The sequence below is a fragment of the Fructobacillus papyriferae genome, from assembly GCF_018437225.1.
Taxonomy (GTDB): Bacteria; Bacillota; Bacilli; order Lactobacillales; family Lactobacillaceae; genus Fructobacillus; species Fructobacillus papyriferae.
Map to the genome: position 1 here is coordinate 704,838 of NZ_JAAMFI010000001.1, position 19,746 is coordinate 724,583.

Annotated in this window: 15 protein-coding genes; 5 read left to right on the plus strand and 10 right to left on the minus strand. The window is 47.1% G+C overall.

Features of this window, described 5'->3' with window-relative positions; genetic code table 11:
- On the minus strand, positions 1 to 423 hold the full coding sequence (locus G6R27_RS03355) for a YwiB family protein (protein ID WP_213819657.1): 423 nt from the start codon (positions 421 to 423) through the stop codon (positions 1 to 3).
- 66 nt (positions 424 to 489) lie between these two features.
- Here G6R27_RS03355 and G6R27_RS03360 point away from each other — a divergent pair, with 66 nt between their 5' ends.
- Positions 490 to 1,842, plus strand: a complete 1,353-nt coding sequence (locus G6R27_RS03360; RefSeq protein WP_213819658.1) for an HD domain-containing protein — start codon at positions 490 to 492, stop codon at positions 1,840 to 1,842.
- Positions 1,843 to 1,904: 62 nt separating this feature from the next.
- On the opposite strand, the gene G6R27_RS03365 is transcribed toward G6R27_RS03360, so the two are convergent.
- A complete protein-coding gene (locus G6R27_RS03365; RefSeq protein ID WP_213819659.1) occupies positions 1,905 to 4,439 on the minus strand; it encodes a M1 family metallopeptidase in 2,535 nt (844 codons plus the stop codon).
- A 199-nt stretch (positions 4,440 to 4,638) separates the two neighbouring features.
- Here G6R27_RS03365 and G6R27_RS03370 point away from each other — a divergent pair, with 199 nt between their 5' ends.
- The gene (locus G6R27_RS03370) at positions 4,639 to 6,747 is read left to right on the plus strand and encodes a cation:proton antiporter (protein ID WP_213819660.1); all 2,109 of its coding nucleotides are present in this window, start codon (positions 4,639 to 4,641) and stop codon (positions 6,745 to 6,747) included.
- A 63-nt stretch (positions 6,748 to 6,810) separates the two neighbouring features.
- Here the strand turns inward: G6R27_RS03370 and G6R27_RS03375 are convergent, their stop codons facing one another.
- From G6R27_RS03375 to G6R27_RS03395, 5 genes are all read right to left on the minus strand, one after another.
- Positions 6,811 to 7,428, minus strand: coding sequence for a DUF1054 family protein (locus G6R27_RS03375; RefSeq protein WP_213819661.1), 618 nt, complete (start codon positions 7,426 to 7,428; stop codon positions 6,811 to 6,813).
- Positions 7,412 to 8,269: a YihY/virulence factor BrkB family protein gene (locus G6R27_RS03380; protein ID WP_213819662.1), complete on the minus strand. Its 858-nt coding sequence runs from the start codon at positions 8,267 to 8,269 to the stop codon at positions 7,412 to 7,414. Before G6R27_RS03380 ends, G6R27_RS03375 begins: the two co-directional genes overlap by 17 nt.
- Positions 8,270 to 8,330: 61 nt before the next feature.
- Complete coding sequence (locus tag G6R27_RS03385) at positions 8,331 to 9,692, minus strand: FAD-dependent oxidoreductase (RefSeq protein ID WP_213819663.1); 1,362 nt, start codon at positions 9,690 to 9,692, stop codon at positions 8,331 to 8,333.
- Positions 9,693 to 9,799: 107 nt separating this feature from the next.
- Complete coding sequence (locus G6R27_RS03390; protein WP_230791208.1) at positions 9,800 to 10,516, minus strand: VIT1/CCC1 transporter family protein; 717 nt, start codon at positions 10,514 to 10,516, stop codon at positions 9,800 to 9,802.
- A 12-nt stretch (positions 10,517 to 10,528) separates the two neighbouring features.
- The gene (locus G6R27_RS03395; protein WP_213819664.1) at positions 10,529 to 11,203 is read right to left on the minus strand and encodes a VIT1/CCC1 transporter family protein; all 675 of its coding nucleotides are present in this window, start codon (positions 11,201 to 11,203) and stop codon (positions 10,529 to 10,531) included.
- A gap of 132 nt (positions 11,204 to 11,335) precedes the next feature.
- Between G6R27_RS03395 and G6R27_RS03400 the strand changes: the two genes are divergently transcribed.
- Positions 11,336 to 11,746 (plus strand): Fur family transcriptional regulator, encoded by a 411-nt coding sequence (locus G6R27_RS03400; RefSeq protein ID WP_213819665.1) that lies wholly within the window; start codon positions 11,336 to 11,338, stop codon positions 11,744 to 11,746.
- Positions 11,747 to 11,864: 118 nt separating this feature from the next.
- Here the strand turns inward: G6R27_RS03400 and G6R27_RS03405 are convergent, their stop codons facing one another.
- A complete protein-coding gene (locus G6R27_RS03405; RefSeq protein WP_213819666.1) occupies positions 11,865 to 13,904 on the minus strand; it encodes a peptidoglycan D,D-transpeptidase FtsI family protein in 2,040 nt (679 codons plus the stop codon).
- Between the two features lie 121 nt (positions 13,905 to 14,025).
- Here G6R27_RS03405 and G6R27_RS03410 point away from each other — a divergent pair, with 121 nt between their 5' ends.
- Positions 14,026 to 16,680: a YfhO family protein gene (locus tag G6R27_RS03410; protein WP_213819667.1), complete on the plus strand. Its 2,655-nt coding sequence runs from the start codon at positions 14,026 to 14,028 to the stop codon at positions 16,678 to 16,680.
- Positions 16,681 to 16,734: 54 nt separating this feature from the next.
- Complete coding sequence (gene greA / locus G6R27_RS03415) at positions 16,735 to 17,223, plus strand: transcription elongation factor GreA (RefSeq protein ID WP_213819668.1); 489 nt, start codon at positions 16,735 to 16,737, stop codon at positions 17,221 to 17,223.
- A gap of 112 nt (positions 17,224 to 17,335) precedes the next feature.
- Here the strand turns inward: greA and G6R27_RS03420 are convergent, their stop codons facing one another.
- A complete protein-coding gene (locus tag G6R27_RS03420; protein WP_213819669.1) occupies positions 17,336 to 18,277 on the minus strand; it encodes a GRP family sugar transporter in 942 nt (313 codons plus the stop codon).
- Between the two features lie 187 nt (positions 18,278 to 18,464).
- Positions 18,465 to 19,679, minus strand: coding sequence for an endolytic transglycosylase MltG (locus G6R27_RS03425; protein WP_213819670.1), 1,215 nt, complete (start codon positions 19,677 to 19,679; stop codon positions 18,465 to 18,467).
- Positions 19,680 to 19,746 lie beyond the last annotated feature (67 nt).

Sequence of the window (19,746 nt, forward strand, 5' to 3'; positions counted from 1 at the left end):
TTATTGGACAAAATGCAAGGAAACCTGGTATTGACCAACAACTCGACCATTGGCTGACAGGCTGTAGTCCAACAGAACTTTTCCTTCTTTGCCCACTTCGTCAATGCTGACCAGAAAATCCTTCGTATTGGTGGCCAAGATGAACATCCCCGCCGCCGTTTGGTATGGCTGATTATCGACTAAGCCTTTTTCAAAGACCAAGCGGGTCTTGGTCACGTTCGAGCGAGTAATCGCTACCCGGTCATCTTCGATCTTGACCAGGACTTTGGTGACCGGTTGTTCGGGCAACGCCTCATCATAGGTCAAATACCAGGCTGCGCCCTTTTGAACGAGCTGGCCGGAGGCTGTCACCTCGTAGGATTCATCCCCGCCATCTTGATAAATTTTGGATTGAAAGGTCACCTTGACGGTTTGTCCAGCCATGTTTTGCCTCATTTTTCGCAAGTTTTTCTTCTTTCTATTATAATAGGTATATCGACGAAGGGAAAGGTGAAAGTTTTGCAAAAATTGGCCCAAGAAAAAGTCCTCCGGGACCCGATTCATGACTTTATCCATATCCAAGATCAACTGATCTTAGACCTGATTAATACCAAGGAATTTCAGCGACTCCGCCGCGTGCAACAACTCGGCGTCGCCAACACGATCTTCCACGGCGCAACTCACGATCGGTTTGGCCACTGTACCGGGGCCTATGAACTAGCCCGGCGTGTAACCGATTACTTTGGGCGCTACTATGCGACCAAAGAAGCTGGTGACGGGTTGTGGAATCCAGAAGAACGCATGGTCACTTTGGCCGCTGCTCTTTTGCACGATGTCGGCCACGGGGCTTTTTCACATACCTTTGAACATCTCTTCCATACGGATCACGAAGCGATGACCCAACAGATTATCATGGGCGACACCGAGATTCACCAGGTTTTGCTCCAAGAGGGGCCTGACTTTCCAAATAAAGTTGCCTCTGTCATCGCCAAAACATATGAAAACCAACAAGTCGTCCAGTTAATTTCTTCCCAGCTGGACGTCGATCGGATGGATTACCTGTTGCGCGATGCCTACTACACGGGCGCTTCTTATGGTGAGTTCGACCTGTCGCGCATTTTACGCATGTTGCGTCCTTGCGAACGTGGCATTGCGGTGAACATTGGCGGCATGCATGCAGTCGAATCCTACCTGGTTGCCCGCTACCAAATGTACTTACAAGTGTACTTCCACCCCGTTTCTCGTGGGATGGAAATTTTGCTGGAGCACTTGCTCGGCCGGGTTAAGGAACTCTTGGCTTCCGGTAAGGAGCCACAATCTTTGGTTGGCCCTCTTTTGGCACCGGTCTTTCAGCCCGATCATGATCTAACGGTAGCCGAATACTTGCGTTTGGATGACAATCTTTTCTTAACAGCGATCAACGGCTGGCAGGATTCGGACGACACGATTTTAGCTGACCTGTCCCAGCGTTTCTTGGGTCGCAAGCCATTAAAGTCCATTCAGATCAACGAGCAATCGGCACCACAATTAGACAGTTTGGAAACGATTGTCAAAGAAGCCGGCTTCGATCCCCGTTACTACACAGCTCGAAACGACGCTTATGATCTGCCATACGACGACTACAAACCCGCATCAAAGAAGCCTCGGACTCAGATCGAACTTGTTTTGGCCGACGGTAGCCACCGCGAGCTGTCCGAACTTTCCACTTTGGTCGGTGCCATTAAGGGAAGAGCTTCACTGGACCAGCGCTTCTTCTTCCCACGAGAAATGTTGGACAATGGTCCAGACGACCTCTTCACCGAGGTCCACACCGACTTCCAATCCTTGATTAAAAACGACACCTTTATTCCGGGTGAAGATTAAAAAGCGGCCCAATTCATCCACATATGACCCAATAAAAAAACGCCCTCACGGGCGTTTTTTATTTACTTCACTAAACCGTTCAAGGCCTTGGCAACAGCTGCTTCCTGCTCTTCCACCAATTTCACACGGTTTTCAATCATTTGGGCATCGACTACGATTTCACGAGCAATCCCCGGTTGGTTCTTCTTATCTTCAAAGAAGGCGTTGAATTCGTCCAACTTTTCACGGGTCTTAAAGATACGGGCAATGACCGTGATGTAGGAAGAAAAGGACATGTCCCCACCGAGGCGGTCAACCAACCAGTCCCAGTTCTCTTGGAACCAAGCCCAAGCAGCATCTTGACCAACGGGGTTGGCCAGAACACCAGCGAACCAGTTCCGCAAATCCTGCGGCTTAATCACCTCAGGATCTTGGAAAGAAGCGATCAACGTCTGAATCTGCAAAGAATTTGGCGTTGCGGCCAAGGCAGAAGACAAGTCACGCTTCAAGGAAGCATTCGCTGTTTCTTGGTAGTCGGCCAATAGACCAGCAAAGCTTTCTTGGTTGTTGAAGTTAACCAATTCATTCTTCAAAATTTCAGTACGGCCGTCTGCTGGCAGCTTCTGAGCAGACCCAGCCTTGGCAAAGACCTGGTGGGCTTCAGCCAACAATTCAGGATTCTTACCAAAAAGGGCAGCACCCACAACCACTGGACGGGCCAATTCATCCGAAACGGAATCGTCTGCCTTTTTGGCTAAGCCAAGGGCTTCGAAACGTTTTGTTGACAAACCACGGGTGAAGACCTGCAGATAAGCTTCCGTCTTGGAATCGGGTTCTGCAAAGACCTTGATCGCCGCAATCGCCTGATAGAGGAAGTTTTGGACAAGGGCTGACTTTGAATCAGCCAACAGAGGCATGATCGGCAAAAGATCCGCATAGCTCACTTGATTATTCTGCGCTAACAAGAGAGCGTTTTGTACGAACTGGGCCTGGTCGATCGCTGACAAAGTGGTCAAAGCCTTCACTTGTTCGGCCAAGATCTCGTCATCGTATGAAACAATGTAGTGACCGGCGTTGCCAACGTTCAGACGGAATGGTCCCTTAGAAGCAGCCTTGATCGCTTCCCAATCGCCCAAATCGGCGCTTTCTTTCGTCAGCAACTTTGGCAAGCCAGGAGCTGAAGCAGCCAAAGGCACCTGCCAGAGGCGCTTGTCGTCTGCTTGCTTATCACCAAGAACAAACGGTGTCTGGGAAACCTTCACCCGGCCATCTTCGATCGTAACGGACAACACTGGGTAGCCCGGTTGGTCCAACCAGGTTTTCATAATTGCTCCGATATCTTGTCCAGAAGCAGCCCCAAGGGCAGCCCAGAGGTCATCTCCAGTAGCATTACCATAAGCCTTCTTATCAAAGTAGGCTTTGAGTCCCTGACGTAAGGCGTCGTCACCAATCAAAGAACGCAACATGACAAGCAAGTGGGCACCCTTGGCATAAACGATGGCAGGGTCAAAGAGCGCATCAATTTCTTCTGGGTGGTGTACGGCCACGTGGACTGGTTGAACACCTGGCAATGCATCGCGACGAAGGGCTGCTTGCGCATCATTAGCGTTGAAAGTTTCCCAAATGTGCCAATCAGGTTCAATGGCATCGATCGCCACGAATTCCATCATGTTGGCAAAGGATTCGTTCAACCAAAGTTCATCCCACCACTTCATCGTGACCAGATCCCCGAACCACTGGTGAGCCAATTCATGGGCAATCACAGTGGCAACCGTTTGCTTCATTGACAACTCAGTGTTATCTGGATCCACTAACAAGTATGCTTCACGGTAGGTTACCATCCCCCAGTTTTCCATGGCGCCGGCTGAAAAGTCAGGCAAGGCCACTTGCAACGATTGCGCCAATGGATAAGGCGTCTGGTAAAAGCCCTCGTAAAAGTCAATTGACCGCTTGGCGATGTCCAAGGCGAAGTCCATATCCTTTGCGGGATGGGCCTTTGTCGCATAGACACCGACCTTAATCCCTGACTTTGTCGTCGTTTCGATCGATTGGAAATCACCAAAAGCAAAGGCGACCAGGTAGGTCGACATCTTGACCGTTTTTTCAAAGTAGTGCACACCGTCTTCTACACGTGTTTCTGGCATGTTGGCAATCGCCACTTCGCCCGGTTTTTCATCGAACTTTAGCGCCAATGAGAACGTTGCCTTGGCCTCGGGCTCATCGATACTTGGGAAGGCTTGGCGGGCAAAGTAAGTCTCAAATTGCGTGGAGACCACTTGCTTGGCTTTTCCATCAACAGAATAATAGGAAGGATAGATCCCGTTCATATTATCAGTCAAAGGGGCCTGATAAGAAACTTCGATGGTTTGTTCGCCAGCTTCTTTCACGTCAAAGCGAATCTGGTCGTTGGCCTTATCGACATTAAAGTCGACGGATTGTCCATTAACTTTGACGGATTCGACTGCCAAATCATGTTGGTGCAAAGCCATGGCCGTCTGCTTCGCCCTTCCCTTAACGATCGTCTTTCCCTTGATGCGCTTATCTTCACGCGACACATCCAAAAAGAGATCGTAGTGTTCAGGTTCAAAAAAATCATAGAGCCGTTCAATACTTGCCATCGATATACCTACCTTTTATTAAAGAATTATGATAAAATCTCACGTTGATTTCATTATAGCGAATGTCCATTCAAAAGAAAAGGGAAAAGAATCGATTGACCCCCTGTTGCTTCAATTTGAAACTTTTGACACATTTCTTCACTACTGATTATAATAGAAATAACGAGACACTGTTCCCGCTATCTGTAAAGGAAGAAATATGTCCCAACTTTATTTAATTGCCCTCTTATTACTGGCTGTCATCGCTGCCAACATCGTAAAGCCTTTCATCCCCCGCGTACCGGAGGCCTTAGTTCTCATTGCGGTCGGTGGCCTTTTTACCGCCATCCCAGTCTTTCGTGGCTTTGAACTCGATCCGGAGTTCTTCTTATTTCTAATCATCGCGCCGTTGATGTTCCAAGAAGGACAAGGGATTTCCTTTGCCACGATGAAAAAACACTTCAACGCCATCTTCCAGTTGTCGGTTATCTTGGCCCTTTTCGTGGTCGCCATCGTTGCGATGATCACAGACAAGATCAACGCCGACTGGCCGTTGACTTTAGCCATCGCCTTAGCCGCCATTGTCGTGCCAACTGATGCGGTGGCCGTCAAATCCATGACGACTGGCTTGAAAATGCCAAAAGGTCTCAACCAATCCCTAGAGCTTGAATCGCTTTTTAACGACGCGACAGGAATCGTTTTGCTGGATTTGGCTTTATCCGTCTACAAGCAAGGAAGCTTTAACCTGACAGAAGCCATTGGTCACTTTGTCATTGTTGCCTTGGGCGGCCTTATCGTCGGTGCTCTGGCTTCTGCAGTAATTGTCGCTTTGCGCCTCTATCTTTCCTTTCATGCGTCATCAGCCCAAGCGACAACAATTCCCTTAAACATTTTGACCCCCTTTGCCATCTATTTACTAGCTGAACACTTTCATTTATCTGGTATTTTGGCCGTGGTGGCGGCTGGAATCGTTCATAATTACGAACAGTCTCGCTTACAGTTAATCGCAACGGAATCGCGGGTCGTTTCTGGAACAATCTGGCAAACTTTGACAACACTTCTAAACGGAGTCGTTTTTGTCATTTTGGGACTGTCGATGCCAAAGATCTTAAATCTAATCGGTGATTTTGGTTTTTCAAAATCCCTCGGTCTTTTCTGGCTGGCCATCTTGATTTATCTGGCCATGTACGCCGCCCGTTATCTTTGGGTGACCTTCCAAAAACAGCAACGGCTAGTCGGCTTCTTCGGTAAGCACCAGACAAAAGACCGGGCCAAGCGCGCCCAAATCTTTGGTATTGCCGGAGTTCACGGCGCCGTGACATTAGCTTTAGCGATGTCATTACCAAAAACGGTGCACGGACAGCCGCTGCCCTTCTTAAATGAAATTTTGCTAGTATCAACACTCGTTATTTTGATTTCCTTAATCGCTGCTGCTTTCGTTTTGCCTCAGTTATTGGACAAAGAAGAGAAGATTTACAGCGATGAAGAGCTAAACCAGGCCCGCTCAGCCATGATCGACTCAGCCATCATCCAAGTTGAACAGCGCTTAACAGATCATGCGACAAAGACGGCTATCGTCCAAACTTTGCAGACGCAAAAACTGACGGTTGGTCATCCAAAGGTCGATCACGAGCAGTCGTCTTTGGTTCTTTTGACCAAGATCTCAGATGAACTGCAAGCAAAGCTTGATCAAATGTCAGAAGAAGGTTACGACCAAGACATTCTTGATCGCTACGGCCGGTTCTTACAGCGTGGCCTTTTGTCTCCTGCTGCTTCAAGGCACCCCTTAGTTCGATTCAACCAGCAACTTCACCACTTGCACCACGAGCTTGCCTGGCACTGGAAGACCAAAACATTTACCAGGGCCCAACGCCTTCGCTACCGCGAAAAGTTGATCCAGGAAAATCCAAAGATCGCGCAAAAGGTGGCCCGCTGGAAAAGTGGTCGTTTAGCGATGTTGGCCATCAATGACGAGATGCAACAATTGGCCGATCGTTTGCTTTCACAAATGCTACAAAAAGCGCTCGATGAGAAGAAAGACACAGAAGACGTCGCCGAAGTAAGGCTCTTACTTGAGCGTTTCTTCCGTATTGTGGCCCACGACAATCGCCAAGAAAACGTGGCGGTCAAAGCCTCTGAATACATCCAAGCCTTTGCTGATGAGTACGCTTATCTGTCCACTCAACTGGCTGCCGGACAGGTGAAAGCCGCCGTTGCAGACGAGCTTTACACCGAAATCAACCAAGCTCAGACCCTCCTCTTAATGGAGCGGGGTGAAAGCGAAGAAGAGGCGGTCGTAACAGAAGAAGAAGCCTCAAGAGACCAATAAACACCCGCGATAAAAAAGCCTGATGAAACGCTTCAAAGCGTCATCAGGCTTTTTTATTTGTCATTAACCGTCAGTCTCTGCCAAGCGTTCATAAAGTGGCAGCAGCTCTTTCAAGGTTGCTAATAAAAAGGCGGGCAATTCGTTGGCACGTTCATTTAAAAGTGGCGCATCCTTTTTTATTTGTCTTCCAATCAAGACTTCGGCCGCTTTCACTTTTCCAAAACGTTTTACAATGGCTTGATACTCGTCTTTTGCATGTTGGTTATTGACCATATGATCGGTCGACAAAACGAAGTCAGCCGGCAAAGCCGATACAGCATCCGCCAGGCGGTCAAGCGCAAGGGCGATCCTTGGCCCATCCGTTTTTTCTTTTTTCATATTTTCTTCAATTGCTAAATACAAATACAGATGGTCATCAAAAAGCCCCAATTCAAAATGCGGCTCCATTTTATAGCCCCGCTTGTTCGGCGCAAAAGCCACCCAGGTGTTCTTTGGTGGATGAACCTTGCGCATTTTATGCTTGGCCACGTGCGTCACCCACTGACGTCCATCCGCCTGTAAAATCGGCTGAGCCTCTTCGGCAAAAGCCTCGAATTTTGGATCGATGATCCGGCGAATTTTATCCATCCGGGCCGCTAAGGTTGGATCATCGAAAATGGCAAAATCACTTTTCTGAAACATGTCGCTCCCCTCTCAACTGACGAAAACCGGAAAGCCAGTTCATCACAACAAAGCCAAAAACCAAGACCATGGCCACCAGGTTTAACCAAAGCAAAAAAACAATGATCGATGTCAACGACTCATAAAAACTGTATTTACCAAATTGCAAATTCGCCAAAAGTGCAAAAATCTTGTTCAACCCGTTCAGCAACAACAAGTCCAAAAGCGACCCGGCCAAAGAAGCCAAAAATGGTGGCCGAGCGGCTTTTGCTGGCAACTGGTAGTTCATCCACAGCAAGACCAGCCAGAGACCAATTAAGAGCAAAAAGCGCGTTGGCGTGACCCAAATGCCCATTCCTGTGATTTCGCTCAAATAAACCCCCAGAATATTACCGGAGAATACCAAAACGGTAAAGGCCACAACCATCAACAATAGCCACAAAAAAGACCAAAAGCGAGCCAGAATTGGCAAGAAAGGTTCTTCGACATCCGCAATCCGATTAAAGGCTTCCCGTAGCACGGTGATCACACGCGAAAGCGACCAAAAAATGAAGACCAAAGAAATCGACCAATACGACTGCGTATTCGAATGCGCGACAGACGTCAAGACAGGCCCTAAAAAGTCATTCACCGAGCTTGGCAGAAAATCAGCCATCATCGTTGTCAGGCGACCCGTTGACATGTGCACGGCTGAAATCAAGAGGGCCACTGCAATCAATAGGGGAAAGAGCGTCAGCAAGACATAGTAGGCAAAAGTTGGCCCAACCATGTTGATTTGTGACCGACTAAAGTAAGTCACCAGATCGTTTAAGTGAAGCTTCTTATCTAAAAAAGCCCACATTTTTTTGATTGAATTCGTCATAGTATCCCTATTATATAAAAAAAAGACGTCCGAAGACGTCTTTTTTTTGACTTTTGGCCCATTAAACGGATGGAATCTGTCCCAAAGCCGTCTGTGCGGCCAAGTTCAAGACAGACCACTGACGGTCAAAACCAGGTTGGAAGAAGAAGTCAGCTTCTGCCAAATCCTCCAAGGTCATCTTGCCCTTAATGGCCAAGGCGATCGTGTTGGCGTGAGCCGTCACGTCTTGCTTTGATAAGATTTGACCACCCAAAATTTCGTGGTTTTCTGGGTTATACGTCAACTTCACCAAAATTTCTGGGTTACCATCCGTGACAAAGCTTGGGCGAACCGTTGCCTTGTACAAGGAAGTGGCCACGTCCAGATTCATCTTGGCGGCGTTATTGGCATTCACGCCAGTTGTTGCTAACTTATAGCCAAAGACAGAAAGAGCAGACGAACCATTCACGCCGGCAAAGGCACGGGCTGGCTTGTCAATACCGATATTTTCAACCACATAGCGGGCTTCACGGCGAGCCGTCGAAGCCAACGCAATCGGTGCAGGCGCTCCAGCCGGTGCAAAGAGTGGCTGAATCGCATCGCCAATGGCGTAGACGTTTTTAGCTGACGTTTGCAAATAGGCATTCGTTTGGATAAAGCCTCGTGAATCCAAATCCACGGTGTCCTTCAAGTAAGCCGTATTTGGCTTCACACCAGCGGCGACGATCACCAAGTCGGCAGCAAAGCTTTGGCCAGCGTCATCCTTAACTGCGGATACAACATCCGATCCTTCGAAGGCTGAAACCCCATGACCCAAGTGCAAGTTCACACCGTGAGCGCTCAGCTCGTCAGCGATTGGATTAGCCAATTCTTCGTCTAAGTAGTTGCCCAAAGGCCGGTTAATCATATCGATCACCGTCACCTTTTTGCCTGCTTCTGCAAAGACTTGAGCCGCTTCGATACCAATGTATCCCGTACCAACAACCACGACATTTTGCACAGCATCATCGTGAAGCTTCTCATCAATTTTTGTCGCCCAGTCACGGCCACGCATCAAAAAGACGTTTTTTAGGTCAGAACCCGGAACTGGCAAAGTCATCGGCGTTACACCTGATGAAATGACCAACTTATCGTAAGAATCGGTCAACTGCTCTCCAGTTTCAAGGTTTTTAACCGTTACTTCTTGCTTGTCTGTATCGATTCCTTGAACAAGATGGTTGGCAAGCACCTTGCCACCATATTGTTCAATATCTGCCGGCTTGAAGTTCCGGACATCATCACGCTTCGTGACCTTCCCCTCCAAGAACAACTCCATGCCACAGGACATAAAGGAGATAAAATCACCCGCTTCATACACTGTGACCTCTACATCGTCGTAACGCGTCAATAATTCATGCGCTGTCTCGTGGCCTCCGTGCGAGGCACCAATGACTACTACTTTCATGTCGACATCCTCCGTATAATTACTAATAAACACCTCTATTATAGTGTTTATCATCACAAAAGAAAAGCCCGAATTTCATAAAATTCGAACTAAACCAATTATTTATATTAGAATAACAAACCAATCCCATAGTGAATGGCAATCGTCACCAATCCGACCCAAATATTTCGCCAGATCGCCCGCTTAGCCATTCCCTGTGAGAACAAAGCCGAAAGCAAACCGGTCAAGGCGGAAGCCACAACCGTCGCCAAAATAGCAGCTAAATACTGGTATTCCACTGGAAAAATCAAAAGAGCGACTAGGGGGAAAACACCGCCCAAAGCTGCGGAAAAAGTTGACGACACTGCCGCTGCAATTGGCGACACATAGTGTCCCAAAGTCATGTCGTATTTGACCGACAAAACGGTTTCCAAAGGCTTTTCAGCCAACAACTCCACGGCGATAGCTTTAGCCGTTTCAGGGCTCACCCCACGGTCCTCATAGAAAGCAGAAACCGTGGCAACCTGCTCATCAAAAGCTGACTTCAGCAACGCTTGCTCGCGCACGACCGCCACTTTTTCAGAATCTGACTGAGAAGAAACAGCGGCAAACTCGCCAGAACCCATCGATAAGGCACAGGCAAAAAGATCCGAAAGACCAGCCAGCACGATCACCAGTCGATTGGAGGTGGCTGCAGCAACGGAGAAAACAACACCAACAACAGTCAAGATACCGTCGTTTGAACCAAGAATACCAGCACGAATCGTGTTCAACCGTTCCTCCATCGTTTGTCCCGATTTTTTATCGGCACGGTTTTTCTGCCATTTTTTAAAGAATGCAGTCATTGTTCCCCTCCCTTATTTAAAGAGTGACCCGATCAAAAAGGTCACGACCATGGTCAAAATACCAGACAAAAGATTTCGAATCGCACCCTTTGTCCGGTTAGCCCCATTCACCACAGCAGCCAGATATCCTGTCACGAGTAGGGCAATCAAAACCGCCAAAAAAGTCGCCATGACCCGAAGCCGAGGCGCAGCCAAAGCCATGAAGGCCATTGGTAAAGCGGCACCAGTTGGAAATGTCACAAAGGACACCAATGCAGCCCCACCCGCCGAAACTTGGGATTTTAACGAAAAGCCATGGCGCTCACGGACCGTCGTTTCCAAGGGATCCTTTGTCATCATTTCTTCGGTGGCCTGAGTTGCCAGCTCTTCTGAAATGCCTGCTGCTTGATACTTTTGTTTAACGAAATCAAATTCTTCGTCATAGTGATCCTTTAATGCGCTTTCTTGACTCATGCGCGCCTTTTCTTGCGCATCGTGTGAGGATCGAACCGAAACGAACTCACCCATGGCCATTGAGACCATGCCAGCTAAGGTCCCGGCAAAACCTGACAACATGATTGCTGCCAAGCTTTGCCCGGCCGAAGCGACGCCAACGATGATACCGGCAACAGACAAAATCCCGTCATTACCGCCCATTACGCCGGCGCGCACCAAATTGTTGTGCGCCATCAATGATTGCTTTTCCATAAAAACTTCTCCTGTGTAGTTAAGAATGATTCTAAACTATTATACTAAGAAATGATTCAGATGTCAATCTTTTGTATTGTTTCATTCTAATGTTATAATTGACATGAAGTTAATATTAATTAGGAGGTTAACATGCTGAATCCATTGAAAAACGTTCTACAAGAACATCAATTGAAGGCAACCAGTCAACGTTTAACGTTGTTGGAATACATGATGACACATGATAATCACCCGACAGCCGAAATGATCCACAACGATTTACCACATATTTCGTTGGCGACCGTTTACAACACGCTTGAAAAGTTTGTTGAAAAAAAGCTTGTCGTGATTATCGATGGCATCTCAGACGGTAAGCGTCACTACGATGCCGCCGATCACCCACATTACCACGTCATCAACACGCGCACCAATGAAATCATCGATGCCGCTAACTTTGATCCCGCGCCTTTGATTAAAGCCGCCCAAGCGGCCACCGGCTTGAAGATCACGGAATACCGCATCGACTTGTACGGAGTTGAACCGGATGATCAAACAAAACAATAAACGACTCAAAAAGCCTTCTTGATGGTGTCACCATCAAGAAGGCTTTTTTTAATGACAATTGTGTCACGATCACTCGTTTGTTTCGATTTGGTCAAAACAAATGCCGTTTATTTTAGAATTAATTTTGTTGCGCCACTACCATCTGCCAAAAGGCTTCGATGATCTGCTTGGCAATCCGGCCGTTCGTACCATCCAAATAAGAATCCATACCAGGAATGGCCAAGGACATCGCAAATGGCGTGCCTGGCACATAGACAACCATCGACTCGGTGAAGGTTGTGTTCCCATTTGTCTTGGTTTCAGCCGTTCCCGTCTTGGCATAGACCTTTGGGGTCATGTTGTGCAAGGCAGAACCCGTGTTGTGAGAAGACGAACCGTTTGCCACTTGGTACATTCCGTCCTTAATGACCTTCCATTCATCATCTGTCAAAGAAATTTGCGATTGCAATTGTGGTTGAGCCGTCCAGACCGTCTTTTGGTACTTGGCATCCTTATCCGTTTGCATCACAGAACCAACGAGGTGTGGCTGAACCAAGTAACCGCCGTTGGCGATCGCCGACACGTAGCGAGCCAGTTGCAATGTTGTATAAGAATCGTACTGACCAAAGGATTCATACAAATACTTACCAATGTTGGTTCCCGTTGTGAGCCCCTTATAACCGGCTGTTTCGCCCTCGACATCGATACCAGTCTTTGTTCCAAGGCCAAACTGGCCAAGGCCATTTCGAAGCGTCTGGAAGGCGTCTGAGCGCAAGTGTAAGGAAGAACCAGCTGAATAAGTCTGTCCACCAATTTTCATCCCCAATTGAACGAAATAAGTGTTCGAAGACGTTTCCAAAGCCGTCCGGGCATCAATTGCGGTTGGGGTTCCGTTTTTGTTCCAGTAAGACGTAATCTCTGGTGTTCCCTGAATCTTAATTGCCTGATCGTTCATCGTGTTCGAACTTGGCGTGACAATGCCGCGTTGGAAGCCAGTCGCCAAAATAGCTGGCTTCACGACAGATCCCATGACAATCGCCTGGTTAATGTTTCCCAGCTGGTTGGGGGTCTTTTTGCCAGTTGACGAGTCCCGACTAACGCCCGCCATGGCATAAATACCACCAGTATATGGGTTAATGACCGTCGAATAAGCTCCCTGAACGTTTCCACCCGGCAAATTATCTTCCAGAATCTGTTGCACTTTTTTCTGATACTCTGCGTTGATGGTCAGTTTCAAAGCATCCCCTGCCTGACCCTCGTACTTGATCTGCGAGGTCTTCAGGTTACCCAGAGTCGTCACTGTTGTCTGTGATGGCGACCCCTTCAACAAAGATTCATACTGACGCTCCAGAGCAGAAGTTCCCACCGGCTCATTGTGGGAGTAACCCTGGGCCAACAAACGATGCAAGCGATCAGCAGGTAATCCTGCGGACTCGTCCGAGACCGTACCGGTTAAGGATTTAAAATCATCGCCTTCCGGATAATTACGAGACCACGATTCACCAATCTTAACACCAGGCATCGTTGACAGACGCTCGGCAATTTTTGCCTGTGCATCATCAGAAATATCGGAATCCTTAATATAAGTGGTCGACAGAGCCGATGCACCCGACATCTTTTGGAAGATCATCGCCACGTTGTTGTCGACATTTTTCGCCAAGTTGTGTTTCATCACATACTGGGCCATCTCATTGTTTAGTCGTGTGGTTGACCAAGAAGAAGCCTGGCCAGGATTTTCTTTCTTGACCGCGTTTTGAACCTTTTCAGCAGCCTTTTCGTCCGAAATCAAATAGTAATCCGATTTTGAGCGGTCGTTTAGTCTGGTTGAATCAATGGTAATGTATTTGGCTAATTTTTTAGCCACCTCAGCAATCTGAGATGTCGTGGTCGTTGCGCCACGGGTATAAGTAATCGCCAAAGACGATTGGTTCCCCGTGATAACTTTGCCAGTCGAATCATAGATTAAACCGCGGGGGGCATTCCCCTTTTCCACCGTTTGATCGGAACGGTCCACTTCGGACTGAAAGCCGGGTCCTTGTTTAATGGTCAAAAAGGCCAACTGTAAAATTAAGGCCGCGATCATGGCGATCACTAACCCCAACAGCAGCTTCAAACGACCAGGTAAGTTGGCCCGGGCGTCATTTTTATTGGCATCTTCTAAATAACGATTACGATTCATAATTAATGGCTCGTCTTTCCAAGAAAAATTCGAGTGAAACAGTCTTTCTCAATCCCTTCTACTTTACCATATTGACCGAATTTTCCGCTAAAAATTGCTGATTTTTTGGTATTCTTAAACCATGACAAAGCACACAAACAACATCAAAAAAATAACTTACGGGCCACTTGCCCTCTCTTTTTGGCTGCCCTTCTTTTTCCTATTAACCTATTTTATCTATCGCCACATGGCGCCCTTTGGCTCGCAGACGATTTTAACGGTTGATTTAGGTCAGCAATACTTAGACTATTTTGCTCAGTTTAAAGAAACCATTTTACATGACCCGTCTGCTTTCTTTTATTCCTTTTCCTCTGGCCTGGGCGGCGACATGATCGGGGAGTGGTCGTATTACTTGATGTCACCCTTCAACTTATTCTTCCTCTTTGCCAACGCCACGACCCTGCCAGCTTGGATTTTACTGGTGACCCTCTTTAAAATTTCTTCTGCCGGCCTCACGATGGCTTTCTATTTGAAAAAAGTAGCCAAACTAACTGGTTATGAAATCACCCTCTTTGCCATCAACTACCCCTTGTCCGCCTGGTTTATCGCCAATGCATTGAATTTACTTTGGCTAGACACCGCCGTCTTACTGCCCCTTTTACTCTGGTCGCTACACCGGTTAATCACCCAAAAAAAGGCAGGGGCTTTCACGTTATTGTTAATGGCCACCATTCTGTCCAATTACTACGTGGCATGGATGATCGGGCTCTTTTTGTTACTCTACCTACCCATCGCACTCGCACAAGAGAAGCGTTTTAAGCAGGCTTTTAGCAGCAGGCGCTTCTTTTGCCAACTGTTTTTTTCTGGCTTAACTGCCATTTTAGCCACCGCCTGGCTTTGGCTGCCAACGATTGCCCAGCTAAAGTTAGGCAAAACGACTCACAACCCCAATTGGACATTCGGCTTTGAAAATAACCCAGCCGACCTTTTCTTCAAGCTAATTCCCGGATCCTTTGATTTTGACCAAATGCAAACGGGCATGGCCAATTTTTTAGTTGCCCCAATCGTTTTCTTCTTCCTTTGGCCCTTTTTTACGTCGAAAAGCATCCGAATGGCAGAGAAAATAGCGAGTGGCGCAGCCTTAACCATTCTATTCTTAGCCACCACTTGGACGCCGCTGGTCTTACTTTTTCATGGGGGTCAATACCCAGTTTGGTACCCGGTTCGTTTTTCTTTTTTAATTTCCTTTTTACTGATTTTCTTGGCTGCGCGTGGCTATCAGCAAAGCGAAGTAAAAAACGCCTGGCTCCCTTCTATTCCGGCACGCCTCCTTTATTTGCTGTCACCCGTTTCGATCACCATCACGGGGTCGCTTATGATCGGAAAGCTTTCTTACATCAATAAAACGGAGCTGTTAGTCTTTTTATTTGCTTATCTCCTCATTCTTTTGGTGCTTCTTTTTGCTCGAAAGAATACCCGTTTCTGGACCTTATTTGCGCTGACCGCTCTTTTCTTGGCGGCTAACCTGGCCCTGACGCTAAACCACTTAGCCTACTTGACCAATCAGGAATATCAATCCGGGGCCAGCCAACTCGTGAAAGTTAATCAGGCGCTTAAAAAGGATTCTTCCTGGTATCGAGTGGAAGAGGGCTTGGGGCGCACCTACAATGACGGCTTTCTCGGCCAGTTCAAGGCCGGTTCGCACTTTTCTTCCCTGCTACCTGCCCAGTCCAGCAGCTTTTACCAGAATATGGGCCAGATTTCAGGTGATTCCAAGCTTTCTTATAATAACGGGACGACCGTTTTAGATAGCTTGCTGTCATTCAAATACTATCTGACAGACAACGCGACAGCAAGACAAAAGACGGATAACAGTCTTATTAAAAGCAGTCGTTTCGACTACGATCAGAAAAAAACCTTTGCTTCTGGAAGAGGCTGGGCGCTGAAAGAAAACGACCAAGCCCTTAGTGTGGCCTATGCCGCTTCCAAAGAAGCGCTGAAAACGCCGATCAATAACCGCTATCCACTAGCCAATCAGGAACGTCTTTTGACTTATTTGGCTGGTAAACCCGATCAAATTTTACTCACACAACAACCAATTAAGATGACCGGTTCCTATAATCTGAAACCAATGAGCCGGTTAACCGGCGGTGTGATGCGCCCCATCAATAAAAAAAAGGCAATGTCGCTGGTTCTAAGCTTTACGCCCACAACCGATGGTGCATACTACCTCAACCTTGGTGGTGCCTTGGACTTATCGGCAGTCACGCTCAAGCTAAACGATCAAAAGTTAACACAAGAAACCGGCTACAATCATACGGTGGCGCTAAATGTCGCAAACGATCAATTGGGAAAGGTGCAGACCTTATCCATTTCAGTTTCCCCAGGGGTTGAAAGTCGCTATTTGGATGATTTTTCTCTGTATGCCTTTGATCAAAAAGCAGTAGCAGAAGATCTCAGTCTTTTGAACAAGCACGAACTCCACATTGAAAAATCAAACGCCCGCCGCATTGAAGGCCGTATCCAAACGACCAAGTCGCAATCACTGATTATGACTAGTATCCCAACCGCTCCAGGATGGACAGCCAAAGTGGATGGCAAAACCGCCAAAATTAAAACCGTTGCCGGCGGTCTGATCGCAGTCCCAACCAAGCCAGGACAACACCAGCTGGTTTTGACTTACACCCCGCCACTATTTTGGCCTGGTGTTGCCCTTTTGCTTTTAACGCTTTCAAGCTACTTTGGCTTTCTGATTTATAAACGAAAGTTCTCACTTGCGCCCAAGAAGCGGCCGTGATATAGTCAGTTTGCTGTATTTTTTATGCCAAAGGCATTGAAAGGATGAATAACCATGGCGGAAGAAAAAACATTCCCAATGACGGCCGAGGGCCGCGACAAATTGCAAGCTGAGGTGGAAGACTTAATCACCCGGCAACGTCCCGAAATCACAAAGCGCATTCAAATTGCTCGTTCATATGGTGACCTTTCGGAAAATTCCGAATACCAATCCGCTAAGGACGAGCAAGCCTTTGTTGAAGGCCGAATCGTAACCTTGCGCAAGATGATCGAAAACGCTGAAATTATTTCTGCTGACGATTCAGCTGCTGATGAAGTGGCGATGGGAAAGACTGTGACATTCCAAGAATTGCCTGATGAAGAACCAGAAACCTATTCGATTGTTGGTTCTGTCGAAGCTGATCCATTGTCTGGTAAGATTTCAAACGAATCACCAATGGCAACAGCTTTGATCGGCAAGCGCCAAGGTGAAACGGTCAACGTCCCATTACCAAACGGGGTTCAAATCAAAGTGAAGATCTTAAAGGTTGAAACAGCCAAATAAAAAAATAACGTAAAAGGGCTTTCGAAAAGCCCTTTTTCTTTTTGCCTTTAACGCATTAAAAAAGCCAGAAAGTCACATAATGACTTTCTGGCTTTCCATTTATATTAATCAGTTAGGCAAAGGAGTGGATATTTCCGATAATCATCGCACCAACCACCACCAGGATGGTTCCGAAGACGATTGCCTTCATCTGTGCAGAAGACTTCTTTTCCTTCAAGATGTAGATACCACCAAACGTTCCAACGATGATGTTCAATTGTGACAACGTCGTTGCGATCGTTTGACCAACGTGTGGGTTGGCTGCGGAGATGAACATGAAGATGTTTCCAAGTCCCCAAACGATACCCGTAATGATATTCTTCAACGCTGGCTTTTCAACCATCTTGCTCGTTTCGCGGAAAGCAACCACGACGATGAGGGCACCGATGAATTGACCGATTCCTTGTGGACCGACAATCGCCGTCATATAGTTCAGGCCCTTACCTGCAGCCCGAGTCGTTTCCGATACGTAACCGATCTTGGCCAAGAAGTTTGGCAAAATGAAGTAAAGCATGAAGCCAACCGTTGACAAGACCAGGTACAAAACAGCCTTAGCATCGAAGTTTGACTTAACTGCCGCTGCCTTGTCAGGCTTTGAAATGAAGACGGCACCCGTGACAACCAAAGCGATTGAGATGATACCGACTAACCACATTGCCCCGTTTGACCATTCACCAAGCATCGTGGCCGCCAACAAGGCGTTCATGATAATTTGACCTGCCGTTGACAATGGCACACCGAGAGAGACACCCATTTGCTTGAACAACAAGAATTGGAAAGCCATTCCCATGGCCCAAACAAGTCCGGATAGCAAACCAACGACCCAGACGTCCATTCCCATGTAGAAGCCGTTTGGCAACACAAAGGCAAACATCGTAGCCAAGCCGAAGATCAAAGCACCGGTTGCCATTCCGATTGTTTGTTGTGGCGCCGTTCCACCCATCTTAGATGAGACCAGTCCGACTGACCCCCAGAAAAGCGCTGGCAAAAGCGCCAAAATAATTGCAAAGTCCATATCGTGAACTCCTTTCATCTGTTTACAAAAACTATTATAACCTGATGTAAACGCTTACACAACCTTTTTTTGATTTTTTTATCAATTATGTCAAAAAAACGTCTCATGCCAACAATTTCACGCCCTATTTAGCTGGAACATTCTAAAAAATCGCCTTACTTTTGAAAAGTAAGGCGATTCATTTAAGTTACTTATCGTATTTTGCTAAGTTCCAGTTTTGAATGATCCGGATAATGGCTGCTGGATAGTTGGGATCCGTAGCATACGCATCATCATACAGAGCCTGCGCTGCTTCCTTATAATTTGAAGCAGCCAAAACATCCTTGAATTGATCCGCATTCCAAGTGTTTCCCTGTACCAGGGTCTTGGCATGGGCCTTCATCGAATCTTTATACGAAGCATAAGCAGCAAAGCGCGCATTCTTCGTAACCGTTTCACCATTTTCCACTTCTTGCGTCTGCAAGACAACCGACTTACCTGGCGTTGTATCGTCACTTTTGACTCCGTAGAAGTTATTGTACTTAGACGAAAGTTCCGAGTCATCCCAGTTGGATTCATGGATAGCCTGTGCAATCGAAATCGATGGCAAAATGCCATATTGGCTCTTCAATTCTTTTGCATAAGACGAAATTTTCTTAATAAAGGCCAGGCGACGATCGAATTCCTTTTTCCCACCATTTTCAGCAAGTAACACAGCAGTTGAAACCGGCAACCCGTTTTCCTTCAGTTCCGCATAATAGCTCTTCATCTCTTTGTCGGTCCGCTTCAAGAAGAAACGAACGAGATCATCAGCGGACTTTTGATCCTTAATCTTGTAGATTCCAGGCATGACTAGGTCATACAAGGTCAGGCCTGACTTCGCATTTAAGAAGAGCTTCGGATACTTCGCCTTCATTTCCTTCATCAGTTCTTTGTCCGTGTAGGCTTTCAAAAGAGCGGCGCGCGAAACGTTAGCAGCGTCAGCTAAGCCTTGCGCTGTTTGTTCATCCGTTTTGTTGCCATCAATGTAAGTGTAGGCAGCATCGAGCACCGGCTGTTCGCTTGGCCCCTGTGCCAATTCTTGATAGACGTTATCAATGCTTTGAACCGGTGAGAACAGATAAGTACCGGCCGTAATCGGCTTGGCTCCGTAACGCTTGGCATAGCGCGTCAAGTACTTTTCATTTCGAATTAAGCCCTTTTGCCGTAATTTCTTTCCAACCTGTGAAACGGACTCGGAAGAAGAAACCTGAACTTCCGTTAATGACATATCATTTGGATTCTTGGCTTGGTAGCCCTCGTGGTTGACGTAGGCAAAGGCTCCAGCTCCCACAAGCAAAATGGCGACAAGAGCCAACAATGTATTGCGCACCGGGTGTTTTTTCTTCGTCTTACGACGCTTTGTGAATTCCGTATCCATCATAATCTGATTCCTGATCCATTCATGGAAAAGACACCGTGCTGTTTCAGCCGGTGCCTTTTCTTGCTTT